General features: G+C 32.7%; 9 protein-coding genes. 4 read left to right on the forward strand and 5 right to left on the reverse strand.

The window, feature by feature from the left end:
• Positions 1-50: 50 nt before the first annotated feature.
• The 3 genes from bafA (ACJTDF_RS04000) to ACJTDF_RS04010 form a co-directional block, all read right to left on the reverse strand.
• Positions 51-2,840: a BafA family autotransporter gene (gene bafA / locus ACJTDF_RS04000; protein WP_407965052.1), complete on the reverse strand. Its 2,790-nt coding sequence runs from the start codon at positions 2,838-2,840 to the stop codon at positions 51-53.
• 365 nt (positions 2,841-3,205) lie between these two features.
• Positions 3,206-5,599, reverse strand: coding sequence for a BafA family autotransporter (bafA, locus tag ACJTDF_RS04005; RefSeq protein WP_407965053.1), 2,394 nt, complete (start codon positions 5,597-5,599; stop codon positions 3,206-3,208).
• A gap of 929 nt (positions 5,600-6,528) precedes the next feature.
• The gene (locus ACJTDF_RS04010) at positions 6,529-8,394 is read right to left on the reverse strand and encodes a BID domain-containing T4SS effector (protein ID WP_407965054.1); all 1,866 of its coding nucleotides are present in this window, start codon (positions 8,392-8,394) and stop codon (positions 6,529-6,531) included.
• Between the two features lie 513 nt (positions 8,395-8,907).
• Between ACJTDF_RS04010 and ACJTDF_RS04015 the strand changes: the two genes are divergently transcribed.
• Positions 8,908-10,197, forward strand: a complete 1,290-nt coding sequence (locus ACJTDF_RS04015) for an MFS transporter (RefSeq protein ID WP_407965055.1) — start codon at positions 8,908-8,910, stop codon at positions 10,195-10,197.
• Here the strand turns inward: ACJTDF_RS04015 and ACJTDF_RS04020 are convergent.
• Positions 10,189-10,455, reverse strand: coding sequence for a hypothetical protein (locus ACJTDF_RS04020; RefSeq protein ID WP_407965056.1), 267 nt, complete (start codon positions 10,453-10,455; stop codon positions 10,189-10,191). The genes ACJTDF_RS04015 and ACJTDF_RS04020 overlap by 9 nt on opposite strands.
• Positions 10,456-10,610: 155 nt before the next feature.
• A complete protein-coding gene (locus tag ACJTDF_RS04025) occupies positions 10,611-11,060 on the reverse strand; it encodes a DNA polymerase III subunit chi (protein ID WP_407965057.1) in 450 nt (149 codons plus the stop codon).
• A gap of 773 nt (positions 11,061-11,833) precedes the next feature.
• On the opposite strand from ACJTDF_RS04025, the gene lptF reads away from it, so the two are divergent.
• The 3 genes from lptF to ACJTDF_RS04040 all read left to right on the forward strand — a co-directional run bounded on the left by lptF (position 11,834) and on the right by ACJTDF_RS04040 (position 16,968).
• A complete protein-coding gene (gene lptF / locus ACJTDF_RS04030) occupies positions 11,834-12,982 on the forward strand; it encodes an LPS export ABC transporter permease LptF (protein WP_407965058.1) in 1,149 nt (382 codons plus the stop codon).
• Positions 12,983-13,518: 536 nt separating this feature from the next.
• Positions 13,519-14,610 (forward strand): LPS export ABC transporter permease LptG, encoded by a 1,092-nt coding sequence (gene lptG / locus ACJTDF_RS04035; RefSeq protein ID WP_407965059.1) that lies wholly within the window; start codon positions 13,519-13,521, stop codon positions 14,608-14,610.
• Between the two features lie 6 nt (positions 14,611-14,616).
• On the forward strand, positions 14,617-16,968 hold the full coding sequence (locus tag ACJTDF_RS04040; RefSeq protein ID WP_407965060.1) for an LPS-assembly protein LptD: 2,352 nt from the start codon (positions 14,617-14,619) through the stop codon (positions 16,966-16,968).
• Positions 16,969-17,046 lie beyond the last annotated feature (78 nt).

Consider the following 17,046-nt stretch of genomic DNA (forward strand, 5'->3'; position numbering starts at 1 on the left):
CACATCATCACGAGACAACATCTCAAAATAGAGAATGAGGCTATTCTTGTTTAAAAACTATAACGCAATCCTAAGACGCCCTGAAGTGATTGCTTTGTCTTCTTCCCTCTGAGATAATGAGCTTCAACATAAAAATTCAAATTCTCACTAACAAAACTATTCAAACCAACACCAAATTTACCAACATTACCAGATAAATCAGTATTAAATTTATGCCGTTTATTAATTATTGTATGATTGTTATCTATATATTCATGCAACCAAGCTGTTGTTAGATAAGTCATCATCTGACCAGGAGTACCTAAATTCAATTCATGCCCTATAGATATCCCAATTTCGCTACGCAATGAAGTATATGGACTAATATTACCTGTCATTTCATTGGAAAGCTTTACTTCTTTACCCTCAACTTTTAACCAAATTAATTGGGCATAAGGTTGAACCCAAGTATCTTGTGCTAGCTTAACATGGCGCCCTACTTCAAATGAAGTACCTATCGCCTTCTGATTATAATCTCCTTTGATATTTAAACCATTCGTCGAAATAGCCTTCAAATTATTTTGATAATAATTATATTTCAAAATGCTATCTAAATACCAACCGCGATCACTAAAATAAGTTGCATAAGCCCCAACGCCATAAGTATTTATACGACTAATACCACCTCGTGCATGAGCAATATCTGATTGGTCATAACTACCAAAACCACCAATATAAAGTTGCCCGTTCATTAAATCGTTTAACCCATCAATTCCTAGAATTATACCAGTTTGATCCAACTTAAAATTTGTATGATCTGTAGAAAGATTTTCTTTACTCTTAATCCCATATGTCCATAAAGAAGTACTCTTTTTATTTCTTCCTAAAAAGCCTCTTCCAGCACGCAAACTTTGCAACTCATTTTTAAAAATAAGCTCAGGAGCTACCGACAAGGATAGCAACGCATCTGTCGATGGAGTAGTAGATAGAGCAGGAGTAGAGATCGAGTCTAATATTGGAAACTGTTCCTCATCATCTTGATTCATTAATTGTGGGGCACTTTCTTGATCTTCTAAATTAGTATCTTCTTTTAGGTCTTCTAAACTAGTATCTTCTTTTAGATGCAAACGACTTGAGTAAGCCGGAATCTGATTTGAGTAAGCTGGAATCTCTTCATTAACATCAATCTGTTGTCCCAATTTATATGGAACCACTTCAATATCAGGAATTTTCAATTGCTTTGAATCTAAGATTGGAGAACCACTCAACACCGGATAATTATACGTACCCCCATCACCACTATCATGAGACTGTAAGATACGTTTTCGACTTTTTGACTCATCATTTTGATACTCCTTATATAAAGAAGTTTGTACCTCCCCCGAACTAAGTGCTAAAGAACTCTGCTCAGACTGTCTCACATGCCGAGGAGGGCGGGACCGAGTCTCTAAATGTTGACGAGAATTTTTGTTGTTTTTTAGCTTACTTTTATCCGATTTACCATTAGAAGTAGATGGAAAATTTGGAACTGGTTTTTGAATTAACCGTTTAGGAGGGGGACTTATATAACGAGATTGACCGATATCTGCAGACAAAGACCAAACCTTCCAATTTCCACTTTTATTTCTCTCTTGTAAAGTGTACATATAAGCTCCGCCATCGATAGCGCTAATTGACTCACCTGCACTATTTACCAAAGTGAAACTCGCTTCTCCATTTTCACTTGTATCAGTAACTAAATTGATCTCAGCAATACGACCATGACTTTGCGAAAAAAAAGTTGTAATTTCACGACCAGAATCAGCAACACTTATTGTATGCTTGCCTGAGCCATTTTTAATAAATATATAATCGCTTCCCTCCCCTACATCACTAATATTAAAATTGAAATGTAAATTTCCTGAAAGCTTCTCAATATGAAGTTTAGAATGACGTTTATCATATTCAACAGAAGAAAAACCTATTGTTCCACCATTCCCACCTAAATCCTCAATCTGAATATCAGAATTACGGTTGCCATTCCGTGCACCGACAGAAAATAGTTTTTCAGGACTTCGCCCTTCCAGAGTAATATCTTCTTTTGTAATATAACTAATATCATCACCAGCATAAAAATGAAGATATCCTCGACCATTGACCCTTGTGGCCCCCGTTAAATTTGCACCAACATGTACCCATGATTGCGCTTGATCTTGAATTGTTAAATTTTTTACTGTCCCATCAGGATACACTACTTGAAGAGCTTTATCCTTCAAAGTAACTCCCGAAGCTTCACCTCCTGCTAAAACAAGCTGTTTACCATTCGAAGAAACTTCAGTGTTTGATGCAAAACCACCTTTTGCTGTTTTTCCTTTATAAAGATATTGTATTCCCCCTCCCATGACTTTTGTATTCCACGCTTCCCCACCATCATACACATTTTGTTGCCCACTATTTCCATTTGTACCAACAATTATAGCATCATAAGCACTACTTCGCTTAGATTCTGTACCAAGATTTCTAGGATTTTCTTCAAAAATAAACTGCGAACCACCCTCAACTCGAGTTGATATTGCAGTAGCTCCACGCGTAATCAGCTGTTTTCCACCTTTAGAAACAATGGCATTCGTTGAAGTTCCATTATTTTCAACTATCTCAAGACCACCCTCTTCAATTTTAGTGTGCATACTGACACCTTGAGTAGCAATTGAAGAGTTTTTCAATACCTTTCCATTGATAAACATAGAGGAGAAATCTCTTATTATTTCACTTAAATCCAAAGTTTCATCAGACATCTCCTGCATTTGTTCCCGCGCATTCACACTTTGTATGAAAAAAGTACTGATCATTAATACTGAAAAACTTAATTTATAATATTGCACGATCTACACTCCATCACCAAAAGCTAGATTAATACCCCCTAACTATCAAATAGCTCGTTTATATATATCATAATGTGTCTATATATATCATAATGTATTTTATATTACAACATAATAATATCTAACAAAGAGCTATTATGACAAAATTATATTAGATTATAGGAATTATTGAAAAATTAAAGAGAAAAATATATGTACGCTATGTATTGTACAAAATGAATTTAATTAATTGAAGATTGATATTGCACATTAAATTGCAGAAGCATCCAATATCTATATTCTCTCAAAAAGAGTTTTCTGATCATTAATATCTGTCTTATAAAATATAATTACAAAATGATCAGAAAACAAAACACAGCTAGATTTTAGAAACTATAGCGTAATCCTACAATACCTTGAAGGGATTGTTCTACCTTCTGTCCTTTAAGATAATGAGTTTCAGCGTAAAGCGATAAGTTTTCACCAACAAAGCTATTCAAACCAACTCCTAATTTACCTGCATCCCTAGACAAATCAGTGGTAAACTCATGTTGCTTATTAATTATCGTATGATTGCTATCTATATATTCACGCAACCAAGCTGCTGTTATATAAGTCATTAAGTGAGTATCACTATTTAAATTAAACTTATGACCTACAGATACCCCAACTTCACTGCGTAATGAAAGAGAGCTATCCATATCGCCGATCATCTGATTAGAAAGTTTTACTTCCTGACCTGAAACACGTATTCCTGTGAGTTGAGTATAAGGCTGTATCCAGGTATCTGGCGCTACATCAAAATGATAACCTGCCTCAAATGAGCTACCTATAGCCCATTGATTATAATCACCTTGAACACCCAAACCATTCGTTGAAATAGTCTTTAAATTATTGATATAATAATTATATTTCAAAACGCTATCTAAATACCATCCTTGATTATCAAAATAAGTCGCGTAAACTCCAACACTGTAAGCATCCATACTACTGACACCGCCTCGTGCATGGGTAATACGCGCTTGATCATAACTTCCAAAACCACCAATATAAAAATCCCCATTCATTAATTCTTTCAACCAATCAACACCTAATATTACACCCGTTTGATCAAGTCTAAAATGCGTATGATCTGTAGCTAAACGATCTCGACCCTTGATCCCATATGTCCATAAAGCTGTATTCTTCTTGTTCCTTCCTAAAATACCTCTTCCAAAACGCAAACTTTGCAACTCATTATTAAAAACAAGTTCAGGAGTTACTGCCAAAGATAACACTGCATCTGTCGATGGTGTTGTAGACGGAGTTGGTATTGGTGTTGGTTTTGGCACTCGATCTGGATCTGGAGCCGGATCTGGAGCTGGAGGATTTGGCTGATCAAAATGATCTGCTGCTAAATACCAAATCTTTTCAGAACCATCTTCTCTTTGTTTCAAACTATACATATAAGCGCCACCATCAACAGCATTAATTTTTGCTCCAGAAAAATCTGCTAAAGTAAAATGAGCTCCTGCACTTTTATCGGTAATCAAATCACGTTGTTGTGAAAGAGGAGTGGTAATTTCAGCGCCTGTATCAACAACGCTTATCATGTGATTACCATCACCATTGTCAATCAAAAGATAATCACCACGATCCTCTGCAATAGTGGTATTAAATCTAAAATGCAAACTTCCTAATTCACCAGAAAGGTTCTCAATATGAAGACGAGAATAACGTGCTTGAGCCTGATCAAGAATAAAACTAACAGTTCCATTACCACTTAATTTCTTAATCAAAGCGCTGTCTTCATCACGTGCACTAATAACAAATAATTCTGTATCTTTCCCATTTAAAATAAAGTTTTCTACTGTAGATTGATCTTTTTCATCACCAGCATAAAGCAAAAACTTGCCAGAATCATTAATTATTGTATTTCCTTCTAACATTGCACCAGCATATGCCCATGAACTCGCATGATCATTAATAGTTAGATCGTATACATAACCACCCTTATATATCTCTTGGACAGCATTATCATGTAAAGCAACAGTAATAGCTGTACCTTCTGTAAAAACGCGCTGTCTTCCATCCTTAAAAATTTCAGTATTTACTGCAGTACCTCCCTCTCCTTCATCCTCTGTTGCATAAAGATTTTGTATGCCCCCTTCCATCACTTTTGCATTCCACACCACACCGCCTTCATATACATTCTGTTCTCCTAGTATGTCACCTTGACCATAAATGATAGTACCATTAGCAGAACTCTTTGTTATTTGGCCTCCAACATTGCCTTCCCCGAAAATAAACTGTTTACCACCATAAATTTTCGTTCCCTCTGTTTTTCCTCCATTCTTAACCTGTTGTTGTCCATCTTTGTAAATAATAGCATTCCTCGAAAAACCTTGTTTACCGCTGAAAGCCATAACAGTTTCAACACCGCCATTTTCAATTTTAGTACCTTTACTAAAACCGCCTGCATAAATATAAAGGTTTCCGGAATTTCTAACTATGTTATTGATAGACTGACCTGGATTATCTTGCTTACCATCATTTCCAACGTAGATTTTAATATCATTGTCTATTATGAAATTTTTTAAAATTGCTCCATCTTCAATAACAGTAATTTCGCCTTTTCTAACAATCTCAGTATTTTTTTCTTTCTCATTCTGATCATAAACAACATTACCACTATAGCTGCCATCAAATCTCTGCATTTCATTCTTATCTGCATTCGCAACTCCTACAAAAGAGCTACTGATCATAAGTATCCAATAACCTAACTTCCACTTATATTGCATAACTACACCCTTATTATTCCGTCTTGGACAAACTAATGGGAGTAAATAGCTCTGCAAAATTACATTTCAACCAGAACCCATCAAAATTTACAAAAAGTAAAAAGTGTACAGACCTTTAATAGCTTGTGTTTTAAAATACAAAACCATTCCATCTTTCCAAATTTTGTATCCACCCTTTCAGCATTTTATAAAAAAGCATTTTTTAACAAGCATATATTTTTATTGTTTCATCTTTTCAGGAAACATTCTTCAGAATTAAACGATATACATTATACATTTGATATTTTTTAAAATATTCATTTTTATTATTAAGTAAAAAATACACTACACATAAAAATCAGAAATTAGAACTTTTAATAGCAATTTCAACATGCTATTCTAAACTTTGGTGTAACATAATTAGTATAGAAAACTTTCAAATAATGCTTTCACTAATATTATTAATAATATCCATCCAACACGAATAAATCACTATGCGACTTATATCACAAAATACAATTAAATATATCAGAAGATATTTCCTATCACTCTCAGAAAATTATCACCATTCTGAATAAATCAAAGATTCTGCATAAAGCTCTAATCTGATTTTTGAAATGATATGAGACAAAAATACAACAAATTAGCAAAATCACTATAAGTTAATACAGAATACGCTATAACTAAACTACCTTCGCAAATAAACTATCAAAATCTAAACTATATCGTTTAATATATGCATCTGCAAAATTTATGAAAACTGCTAAGCTTTAATATCATTGGTAATTTCATTCAAAAAATATAAGCGTACCCATTCACTCTTTCACTACACTCAATCGTAAAAACCCCCTCTGCTTTACCTAAAATAAAGCAAAAATTTTTAGAAAGTAGCCTCTTTATTTTCTTAAATACTATCCATGCACAAAAATGAAGAGGCAATGACTTACAATTTAACTGACTCTAGCTACAGCCATACTTTCTAAGTGATTAATTTTGAGACCTCTAGTTTGCAGATACACTTTCTCACCCGCTTTAACAAATTTTGTAATTCTCTCTGCTTTATCCACTGACACGCCCAAATTTTGAGCGAGCTTTTTATAATTATTATCATTAAGTGCTTGATACTCGCTAAATGAAAGACGGTTCATGACTTTATTTATAAAATCACAAACCTCCTGCTGTAATGAACAAGAAGTGTCAAATATTTTTTGCCGCATACTTTCTGGCAAACTTAAAACATCTTGTATTTCCTTATTGGGCATTGCCACAGCTTTCCTTTTAACACTATTGTGTGCTTCATGTTGTTGTAAAATTGCATCTCTAGTGTATATTACATTATCTGTATATTGATTAATTGCAGAACTAAGTTCACCACAACATTCTTCAGCTTTTTTACGCCTTGAATTGCTTATACCAAATATCTCAATACCTGCAAGCGCATAAACAGATTGAGGAGCTTCCATAATTTGCTCCGCAATTTGCTTCCCAAGCTGCTTCGCAAGCTGCGTATCAAAACATGCAAATTCATCAATCAATTCCATCTTTTCTTTCAATATGTCTGAATTATCATAAACCAATTTTGAATAAGACTTAACATTTTCCCGGCTTCTTTGAACAGAGAAATCTTTTTTAACTCTTTTAATAATTTCTTTTTTCGTCAAAGAGACTAATATTCCTTCTGGAATGAGAACGTCTTCAAGAGCCTTAGGTATTACAGCTTTAAAAGACATTTGATCACCTAATTTTAATGTTTTTAATTCTTCTGGCATTAAATAATCTTTGTAGCATACAACGTACGCATCTTTCGTTTCGACTAGAATGGAATTTGAGCTACAGATTCTACAGATACCATCATAAACAACATCTTTACGAGGAGCTACAATAATCTGATTTTCTATATCTTTACACTCATTATTTTTGATAAACTCTTTCAGCATACACACTTTGTTTGGATCAGAAATATCTTCAAACAAATGTTCTATAGGAGCTAGATCGCCTATATTGCCTTCTAAAGTTTTTGCAGCATCGCTGACAAATTTCATGCGTTCTTTTGTTATAACTGAAAAATCAAGTTTATAATTAGCAACTTTAGCAAGCTGATCAAAAAACACCAGTTGCGTACATTCATTCCCACTGATAAAAGGATATATATCATTAAGCAAAACAAAGATTCTTGCTGCATTATGAGAAAATTCTTCGCACGACAAATCTTTCAGATTATTCTTCTCAAAAAGAATTCTGTCAATTCTTTTAAAACATTCTTCAATTTCATTGCTGTTTACAGACCTCAATTTTTCCATTGGTAACAGCTTAGCGTTTGTTACATCTTCAAAATATGGAATTTCTTCGCGAGTCCACCCAGCCCACTCAAACATATTCCCAAATAAGCGCTTATGAAGATATTTAAGATAAGAGGAATCAAATTGTTCTGGTACCTTTTCACAAGATAGATTAATAATTGCTTTTGCTATATCATGTGCACTTCTTTCACGAAGAGCAACTGCATCTGTTATTCCATATTTATTTATCAGCATTCCATTAGTAGTACTAACACCATGAGTTGAATATTTCTTTCGCGCCTTTACTTCTTTTACAGAATGATCCATCTCAGTGTTAAACTGCTTTAGTGAATAATCTCCGTTCGCATATTTTTCTAAAACGTCTAACGTTTTAGAGTTAAGAATATACCCTTCAAGCATACACGCGCTGATAACTGAATTAACTGTTTCACGACGCCTTTTTATTAGAGCTTGAGGTATAGCATAATCCGAAGCATATTTCGAAACTGCGTGTTTCTGTATCTCTCTTTTAAACATTTAACAGATCTCTTTTAAGAAACTCTTTCTCTCTTCAAATTTTACCTAAAACGTAAAAACATACTTTTACACAGCACTTCAGAAAATCATCACAAAACTCTCCTTTTACTAACTAAATAACTAGGCACAAATTCTCACAGCCTTGCAAAACACTAAAGCTAGTCTAATTTAAACATTTTGATTTTTTGAATTTAAATTAAGTATAACAAAATTTCAATAAAAAATACAACAAAAATCAAGAACATTATACATTCTTGACTTATAGGTGACACTTTATTATATGGATTTTATATTCAATTGAAAATATCAAAATGTAATTACAAATCTGATTAGCAAAAGCAACGCGTATTGCACGCAAATATGTATTTTATGCAAATATATAGTTTTTCATTTTTGTTTAATTTAGAATTCATAGCAATAAAATCAACAAAGCTAATGATTCGATACTGATATGAATTTTTTATAATTATAAACTTTGTAATTTAATTTCACACATAAAGGAACTTTCTATCCATGTCTACAAGCATAGAAAAATGCAACACTAACCGAGAATCTTCACCCAGTCGAATTTTATTCGCGAGTTTTATCGGCACAACAATAGAATATTTTGATTTTTATGTTTTTTCAACTGCCGCAGCTCTCATATTTCCTCGATTATTTTTCCCATCTCAAAATGAACAACTCGCTATTTTGCAATCCTTCCTTGTTTTTGGTGTCGCCTTCCTATCGCGCCCTATAGGATCAGTTATTTTTGGACACTTTGGTGATAAAATTGGACGAAAAATAACACTCATTGCCTCTCTTCTTACAATGGGTATTTCAACAATTATTATTGGTATTTTACCTACTTATGAAACAGCTGGATGGCTTGCACCTTTCCTTTTAACAGTGTGTCGTTTTGGACAAGGAATCGGATTAGGAGGAGAATGGGGAGGAGCTGTGTTACTCGCAACAGAAAATGCCCCCCCAGAAAAACGTAGTTGGTATGCAATGTTTCCGCAATTAGGCGCTCCAATCGGTTTATGTGTATCTATTATAGTTTATTTAGCATTATGGCATGCGCTTGATGAAGAGCAACTTTTTTCATGGGGATGGCGTATTCCTTTTGTTGGCTCAATTGTCTTCATTATTTTAGGATTATGGATTCGTATGTCGATCAATGAAACAATTGAATTCAAAAAAAATGTCGGCCACGAAAAAATCTCTAAAATACCTGTGCTAGATGTATTCTTCAAACACCCGCGAATTTTGTTTCTTGGTACATTTTGTAGCATGACAGTTCTTGTCTTATTTTACTTGGTTACGACTTATTTGCTAAGTTATTCAACAAATCATCTGCAATTATCATTTAATGAAGCACTTCAAGTGGAAATGATCGGTGCTGTTTTTTTTGGTATTTTTACTATTCTTACAGGGAAAATTGCTAATCATATTAAACGCAGAAGTTTGATGATTTGGGTTACAATAGCTACTGGCATTTATTCCTTTGCAATTCCTTACTTCTTCGATAATGGAATTTTAGGTATTTGTGCAATGTCTATTATTGGTTTATCTCTGATGGGAATGACATATAGTCAGATTGGCGCAGTTCTTTCATCAGCATATCCAACAGAAGTTCGATATAGTGGTGTTTCTATAACCTTTAATTTAGCTGGTATTTTAGGCGCAGCTATTGCACCTTATATTGCAGAATATCTAGTACAAAATTTTAGTACTTCTTATATTAGTTATTATCTCTTCTTATCTTCTTTTATCTCACTCGTTTGCTTTATTGGCTTTACAGATGAAGAGATATCACACTAAAATACAATATAATGAAACTAATATTAGCGGCAGAGATGCCGCTAATTTCATTTGTAAGGGCATCGGTTTAGGTAAAGTCCACCATAATATTCCAGCAAATAATGCACAAAGGAAAAAGAATAAGATATCAATAATAATAGTATTAATATGAGAAACAGAAAATATCTGCGATAGAATATTTGTTGTTCCCAACCATGAAACACAAAAAAAAGCTAATATTACAGCCCACAGAATAAGTAAAACTCGATCAAATATCATTATCATTCCATTTGAATATTTTAATCTTAGGCTATATTTTTATAACCCCTAAAATAAAAATCATAAGAAAAATTCAACCTGATTATTTACCAAACAAGAGCTCTGATTTATGAGAGCTCAATACTGAAAAAATCAAAATAAAGATATCTCATGTCTCAAACCTGCTGCTCCCAACGATAATCTTCAGTCTGCTGCCAATAAGTTAAATTATAATTTTTTGTTTTATAATCTTTCCACTGCTCGCGAATAAGATTCAATTGTGCATCATTATGACCATCAAACATAATCACAATTCGTTGATAAATATCAATATCTGAACAAACAGCTCCCTCTATAAGAAAGCGCACTTGTGAATCATTTGGATTTTCTTGTCCTGTAGTAAGAAATACAGGCTGCAAATCTGGATAGTTATCATATTCTGTCCCATGTCCAATAAATGATTCATCAGAATAAACCCATAAACAAGTATCTATAAAATTGCATTGTTCTTTACTCATACATTGTATTGTTATTCTACCAAAACGCTTCAATGCACGCTCCACCAATACAGGCAAAGTATCTTTTAAAGTTGACTTCGTTAAATGATAGAAAAGAATATCAACCATTTTAATCCTCAATACTTTTCATTATAACGCACTATTAGCTCTTCATTAAGTCTTCAGTATTTTATATAATAAAGTAAGTTAGAGTTGAAAATCTTGTTTTATTTTAATGATTATATTCTGAAAAAATAATATCATATATTGATATTTATAAAATTATATTATTATCAATATAAGCCAGAAAATAAGATGAATTATATAATTGCAATCAGAGCTTTTCTTTTTGCATTTTTTAATAGAATTGCTTCTTTCACATAAAGCTACATATCATTTGATGCAGCTAATTCATATAACTTTTAAAGAGGAATTTTTACTTTCACCTAATCCCATTTCTCTAAAATATCCACAAATGTAAAAAGCCCTCAGAATAGTGCTATGTTTATAGAGTAACAAGCCAACATCACCATTATATTTACTAATTCCTGATATTATAATTTCCTTGCATTTAAATATTTCATACAAAATGTCTTGATTCTTTTCTCAAACGATTTTATTCATATACTAGTCTCGTTACATAATGCATACATAAAACACCTTGTAATTCAAAATAAGAAAGACTGAAAAATATTATTCTGTTGGAAACTTATTATTCAAAATAATAAATGAATTGTCCGTATGAGGCTAACCATATTTAAGATAAGTTAATCATCTTCTATTGCTAATGGGAAACAAGAATACGCACATAGAAACAATCTTTAAATTTTGATTATATGCTTAAATTTAACGCATTATAGAATATCTATTTTGAAGTGAAAACTGAGGATAACATCTATTCTATGCGGATTCTTGAATTATATATATTAAAACGCATTTTTATTCTTTTTAGTGCTGTGATGCTTGGAGCAATTGGCATCAGTTGGACTGTACAAATTCTTGCACGAATCAATTTTCTTACAACAAGCGGACAAACATTTTTAACAATTTTATATTTTTCATCTCTATTAATTCCTTCTGTCACTTCTCTTGTTATACCATTCGCATTAGTTATTGCAATTACAATCATCCTTTCGACAATGAATCAAGACACAGAATTAGCTGTTATCAGCGCCTCAGGCATATCCAAAAATATTGTTTGGAAGCCAATTCTTCTTTTAGCAATTCTGGCTTCATTTACTTCCTTTGCCATTACTAATTTTATTGCCCCTCACGCACGTCTTAATATGCGACAAATGTTAGCAAATGCTCATTCTGATCTTATTAGTCTTTTCATTCGTGAGGGTAGCTTCCAAGAATTAACTAAAAATCTTTACATAGAAATTGGTGAACGAAATGCAAATGGAACCATTGGCCGTCTTTTCATTGCTGATCAACGCAATCCTCAGCTTGGGCTTTTTTACTATGCAACAAAAGGAGCTATTGTTAACAATAAAAAAGGTAATTTTTTAATCCTCAATGATGGTGAAATAGAAAGAATTGATTATAAAAATGATAATGTTTCAATTATCAAATTTAGCTCCCATACTTTTAGTCTAAGCGAATTTATTCCCAATAAGAAAACACCTAATATTTATCCTAAAGATCGTCCTCTTTCTTATTTATCCAACCCTAGTCCAAACGATCCTCATTATCAACGAAAACCACTTCAATATAGAGCTGAATTCCACCGTCGTTTCACGGAATGTCTCTATCCTATTGTTTTTGCATTAATTGCAATAGCCATAGCAGGAAATGCACACTCATATCGACAAGCGCATATATCTGCAACTTTTTCTACAATTACTTTTTCCTTATTGATTTATTGGTTAGGATATTTTTTTGCACAGAAAGCAGAAAATAATCCCTCTTATATTCCACTACTTTATATCATTCCAATAGGAATATGCTTATTAACCTTTTTTATGCTGATAACAGACCATAAAATTGGTTTCCTTGAAAAATTTAATAATGTCATTCAAATAATTTTTCAAAAAATTACAAAGAATTGATTTACAAAGATAGTTTTTCTTTTATTCAAACTGAATCATAACTTACATCAATGATAGTGTATCAATATGGAAACGATTAATAATAGCTGAGCTTCCTACTGTCCATTTTTCCATCTTCAAGCTCAGTGTGATGCGTACTTTATTATGACATAGATTTTCTACAAATAATACTGATACAAAATACAGAAAACTGATTAAACCTAAATTATAATTATAGGAAGTTATCATTTCTGACAAATTACAAGATATTTTTTTATATAAAGCAGATATCCAAAATATTAAAGAATTATTAGTATCTAAAATTGTAGGTCATGTAAAATGATTAAAATGATTTATGTACTGTAAATTAAAGTGATGTTAGATTGGTGAAATTTTAAACTACTGAATCCTTCATTAATGCTTTTTAATGTTGTGATAAAAGCATATCATGCAGTTTACAAACTCTTATGATAGAGCTAGTTTGCGTTTCATTGAATATTCGCATGCATCATGATATCTACACATCGAAACTCTTAATATCTCTCGGATAAGGTATCATGATTGGATTGACGCTCGGACGATATTTTTTCATGCTTTATCTCAAAACAGTCTGTTGTTTCTTGCTAGGTGTTTTTATTCTCGTCCTCTTAATCGACTTTACAGAAAACTTTAGTAAACTAGCGTTGCTTCCTCATTATACAGCAAAAGGAGCATTCCTTATTTCATTGCTGCGAATTCCCTTGATTATACAACAACTCTTTCCTTTTATTGCATTATTTTCTGCAATAACAATGCTTATCTCCCTTAATAAAAGACTTGAACTTGTTATTGCTCGTTCAATCGGTATTTCCGCATGGCAATTTCTCACACCAGCTTGTTTCGGAGCTTTTCTCTTTGGATTATTTTCTATTCTTTTTATTAATCCACTTGCTGCATGGAGCTCTTCCCAAGCAGAAAAAATTGTAGCAGCGTGGCGTAGTAATAATACCCAAATATCTATCAGTAACACGCGTATTCCATGGTTAACACAACACACAAATTTAGGAAGAACAACCATTGGCGCCAAATCAATCATACATAAAGATCTTTCTCTTATTGATGCAACCTTTGTACAATATAATGAGAATGCAACCGTAAAGAACTGGATTAATACTAAAAAAGCAATGTTGACAGATGGTGCTTGGTTATTAATAAATGGAACAATCTATAAAATAGGACAAACTCCTGAAAAATTCTCTGAATTACGAATAAAAACTCACTTAAAACCTGAGTTTTTAACTGAATATTTAGCCGATCCTGTAACTATTCCATTTTACAAATTACCAAAAAAAATTGCTGTTGCACGCTCATTTGGTTATTCTGCCAATAAATTTGATATGCATTTACAATCACTTATTGCGTTACCAATGTTACTTGTGGCAATGACTCTCATTGCAGCAACTGTATCACTAAAAATTCCACGCTTTGGACAATCCAAAACATTAATTCTTGGTGGCGTAACTGCGGGATTTATACTTTATGTTATTTCTATGCTTGTTCGAAGTTTTGGTAACGCCGGTTACATTCCGCCAATCATTGCTGCTTGGGTACCAGTTATAGTGGCATTGTTTTTTGGAATATCCTTTTTACTTTATACAGAGGATGGTTAAATAAAAATGTTAGCAAAACTGAGAACATTGGTTATAAAAAGCCTCATCAGTTTTTCTGGAGGGATCCTTATATCTTATTCTGCAATAGCAAAAAATTCTAATCCTTTTTTTCAAAATCATCTCCAAAATACAAAAAGTCCTTTCTTACTCTCTGCTGATAAACTTATTTACAATCGTGATTCAAACATCATTTCTGCACAAGGAAATGTCCAAATTGAATATAACAACAATAAAGCTGTCGCTCAAAGAGTTACTTATAATCAAAAAACAGGACGCGTCATAGCTCAAGGAAATGTTAAGATTACTCAACAGGATGGAAATAAAATCTATTCTAATTATATTGATATGACAAAAGACTTTGGAGAAGGATTTGTAAATTCTTTACGCATCAAAACAACTAATAATACATACTTCACAGCTGAAAATGCTAACCGCAACAGGAATAAAATAACAATTTTTAATAATGCTATCTATACAGCATGTGAACTTTGTCATAAAAAATCAGGTAGAGCGGTCTCGTGGCAAATTAAAGCGAAAAAAATCATATGGGACAATGTAAAAAAAACAATTCGATTTGAAAACGGCTATTTTGAAACTTTTGGCATCCCAATTTTATATTTTCCAGTTATCGAATTCCCTGACCCAACAGTAAGACGTATCAGCGGTTTCCTGGCTCCTCATTTTTTTTATGCTGATAACCTTGGTATTGGCATAAAAAATTCTTATTTCTGGAATCTGTCACTTTATAATGATTTCACACTTGCTGCTACAGTCTATACAAAACAGGGGCTTTTAACTGAAGGTACATGGCAACAGCGTTTAAAAACAGGTTATTATAACATCCACTTTGCTCATATATACCAAATCAATCCTTACAACTTCGATAATGATAAGGTTGATTCACAAAATACCAATCGTTATATGCTAGCAACAAGAGGTGACTTTCGTATTAATTCTCGATGGATTTACGGCTGGGATATCTTTGCACAATCAGACAGAAATTTTAGCCGTACATACAAACTTGAAAATTATAGTGACCCTGTAAAAATTTCTCAGTTTTATTTAAATGGTCTTGCAGATAAAAATTATTTTGACATGCGTTTTTACCGTTTCAATATTCAAAATTCAATGCTTAAAGATAGCCCCAACGATCGCCATTCTCAGCAAGCATGGGTTCTTCCTATTATTGATTATTCTTTGACACCAAATAAATCAATTTATACTGGAAATCTTACCTTCCGTAGTAATATACAATCAATTTATCGTCGTCATGCTGATTTTAATAATACAAATTTGCCAGATTATTCCGATAATGCCCCTCAGCTTTCCGGTATAGCTGGAAACAGTTTTCGTTTAACAAATGAACTAGAATGGAAAAAACGTTTCAATACAAAAAATGGTTTAGTATTAACCCCCATCTTTGCCTTACGCATTGATACAAGTACAATAAACACTCACAATAATTATATTACTGGAATAGAAAATATCTCTTCGAAAAATTTCAATATTGCTTCCTCAACAATTCGTAGCATGGCAACGGCAGGCTTGGAGTTACGGTATCCTCTTCTTATTACTGCCCCAATATCTACACATATACTAGAACCAATAGCACAAATTTTTATACGCAATAACGAACAATATGTAAGACAATTACCAAACGAAGACGCGCAAAGCCTTGTATTTGATGCAACTACCTTATTTCAAAGAGATAAATTCTCTGGTTATGATCGTGTAGAAGGCGGAACAAGAGTAAATATAGGTCTTAGATATTCTGGAAGTTTTAATAATAATTGGTCTCTTTATGGGCTTTTTGGACAGTCATTTCATCTCGCAGGAAAAAATTCGTTCGCAGAGAAAGACTTTGTCAATTTAGGTGTATACTCTGGTCTTGAAACAGCTTACTCAGACTATGTGGCAATGTTTGAAGCAAATCATACTCGTGGTTTTTCTATAGCATCTCGTGGACGTTTTAATCAAAAAACAGGGAAAATCCGTCGTGGTGAATTAGAAGCATCACAAAAATGGTCAAATCTTTGGGCATCTATGCAATATGCTTATATTTCACATCAACAAAATGATGAATATACGCAAGATCGACAAGAAATTTCTTTTCAAGTGGGACTTAAATTTTCCAACTATTGGTATATTAATAATAATGCTAGTTACGATTTAGCATCTAACGCTTTGGTAAAACAAGGAATAAATCTAAGTTATATAGATGAATGTTTTGGAATAACGATTGGCTATCAACAAGTAAAAAATCCCAAAAGAAATATGCCTTTAAAAAACTTTAATTTTTCTTTTTCATTACGTACAATCACAGATATTGGCAAAAAAATAAAATCAGATTTACAATAGAGAACATATAGATCTTAACTTATCATTGTTTTTATGCAGAAAAACATATATTTTGGGTAACGGGTGAAAATTGATCAT

Source organism: Bartonella bennetti, from assembly GCF_045945445.1.
Classification (GTDB): Bacteria; Pseudomonadota; Alphaproteobacteria; order Rhizobiales; family Rhizobiaceae; genus Bartonella.

Bases quoted from the DNA above. Each gene is read 5' to 3' on its own strand.
- ACJTDF_RS04025 (WP_407965057.1), bottom strand. From the start codon at position 11,060: ATGGTTGATATTCTTTTCTATCATTTAACGAAGTCAACTTTAAAAGAT.
- ACJTDF_RS04010 (WP_407965054.1), bottom strand. From the start codon at position 8,394: ATGTTTAAAAGAGAGATACAGAAACACGCAGTTTCGAAATATGCTTCG.
- ACJTDF_RS04020 (WP_407965056.1), bottom strand. From the start codon at position 10,455: ATGATATTTGATCGAGTTTTACTTATTCTGTGGGCTGTAATATTAGCT.
- lptF (WP_407965058.1), top strand. From the start codon at position 11,834: ATGCGGATTCTTGAATTATATATATTAAAACGCATTTTTATTCTTTTT.
- bafA (WP_407965053.1), bottom strand. From the start codon at position 5,599: ATGCAATATAAGTGGAAGTTAGGTTATTGGATACTTATGATCAGTAGC.
- ACJTDF_RS04015 (WP_407965055.1), top strand. From the start codon at position 8,908: ATGTCTACAAGCATAGAAAAATGCAACACTAACCGAGAATCTTCACCC.
- lptG (WP_407965059.1), top strand. From the start codon at position 13,519: ATGATTGGATTGACGCTCGGACGATATTTTTTCATGCTTTATCTCAAA.
- ACJTDF_RS04040 (WP_407965060.1), top strand. From the start codon at position 14,617: ATGTTAGCAAAACTGAGAACATTGGTTATAAAAAGCCTCATCAGTTTT.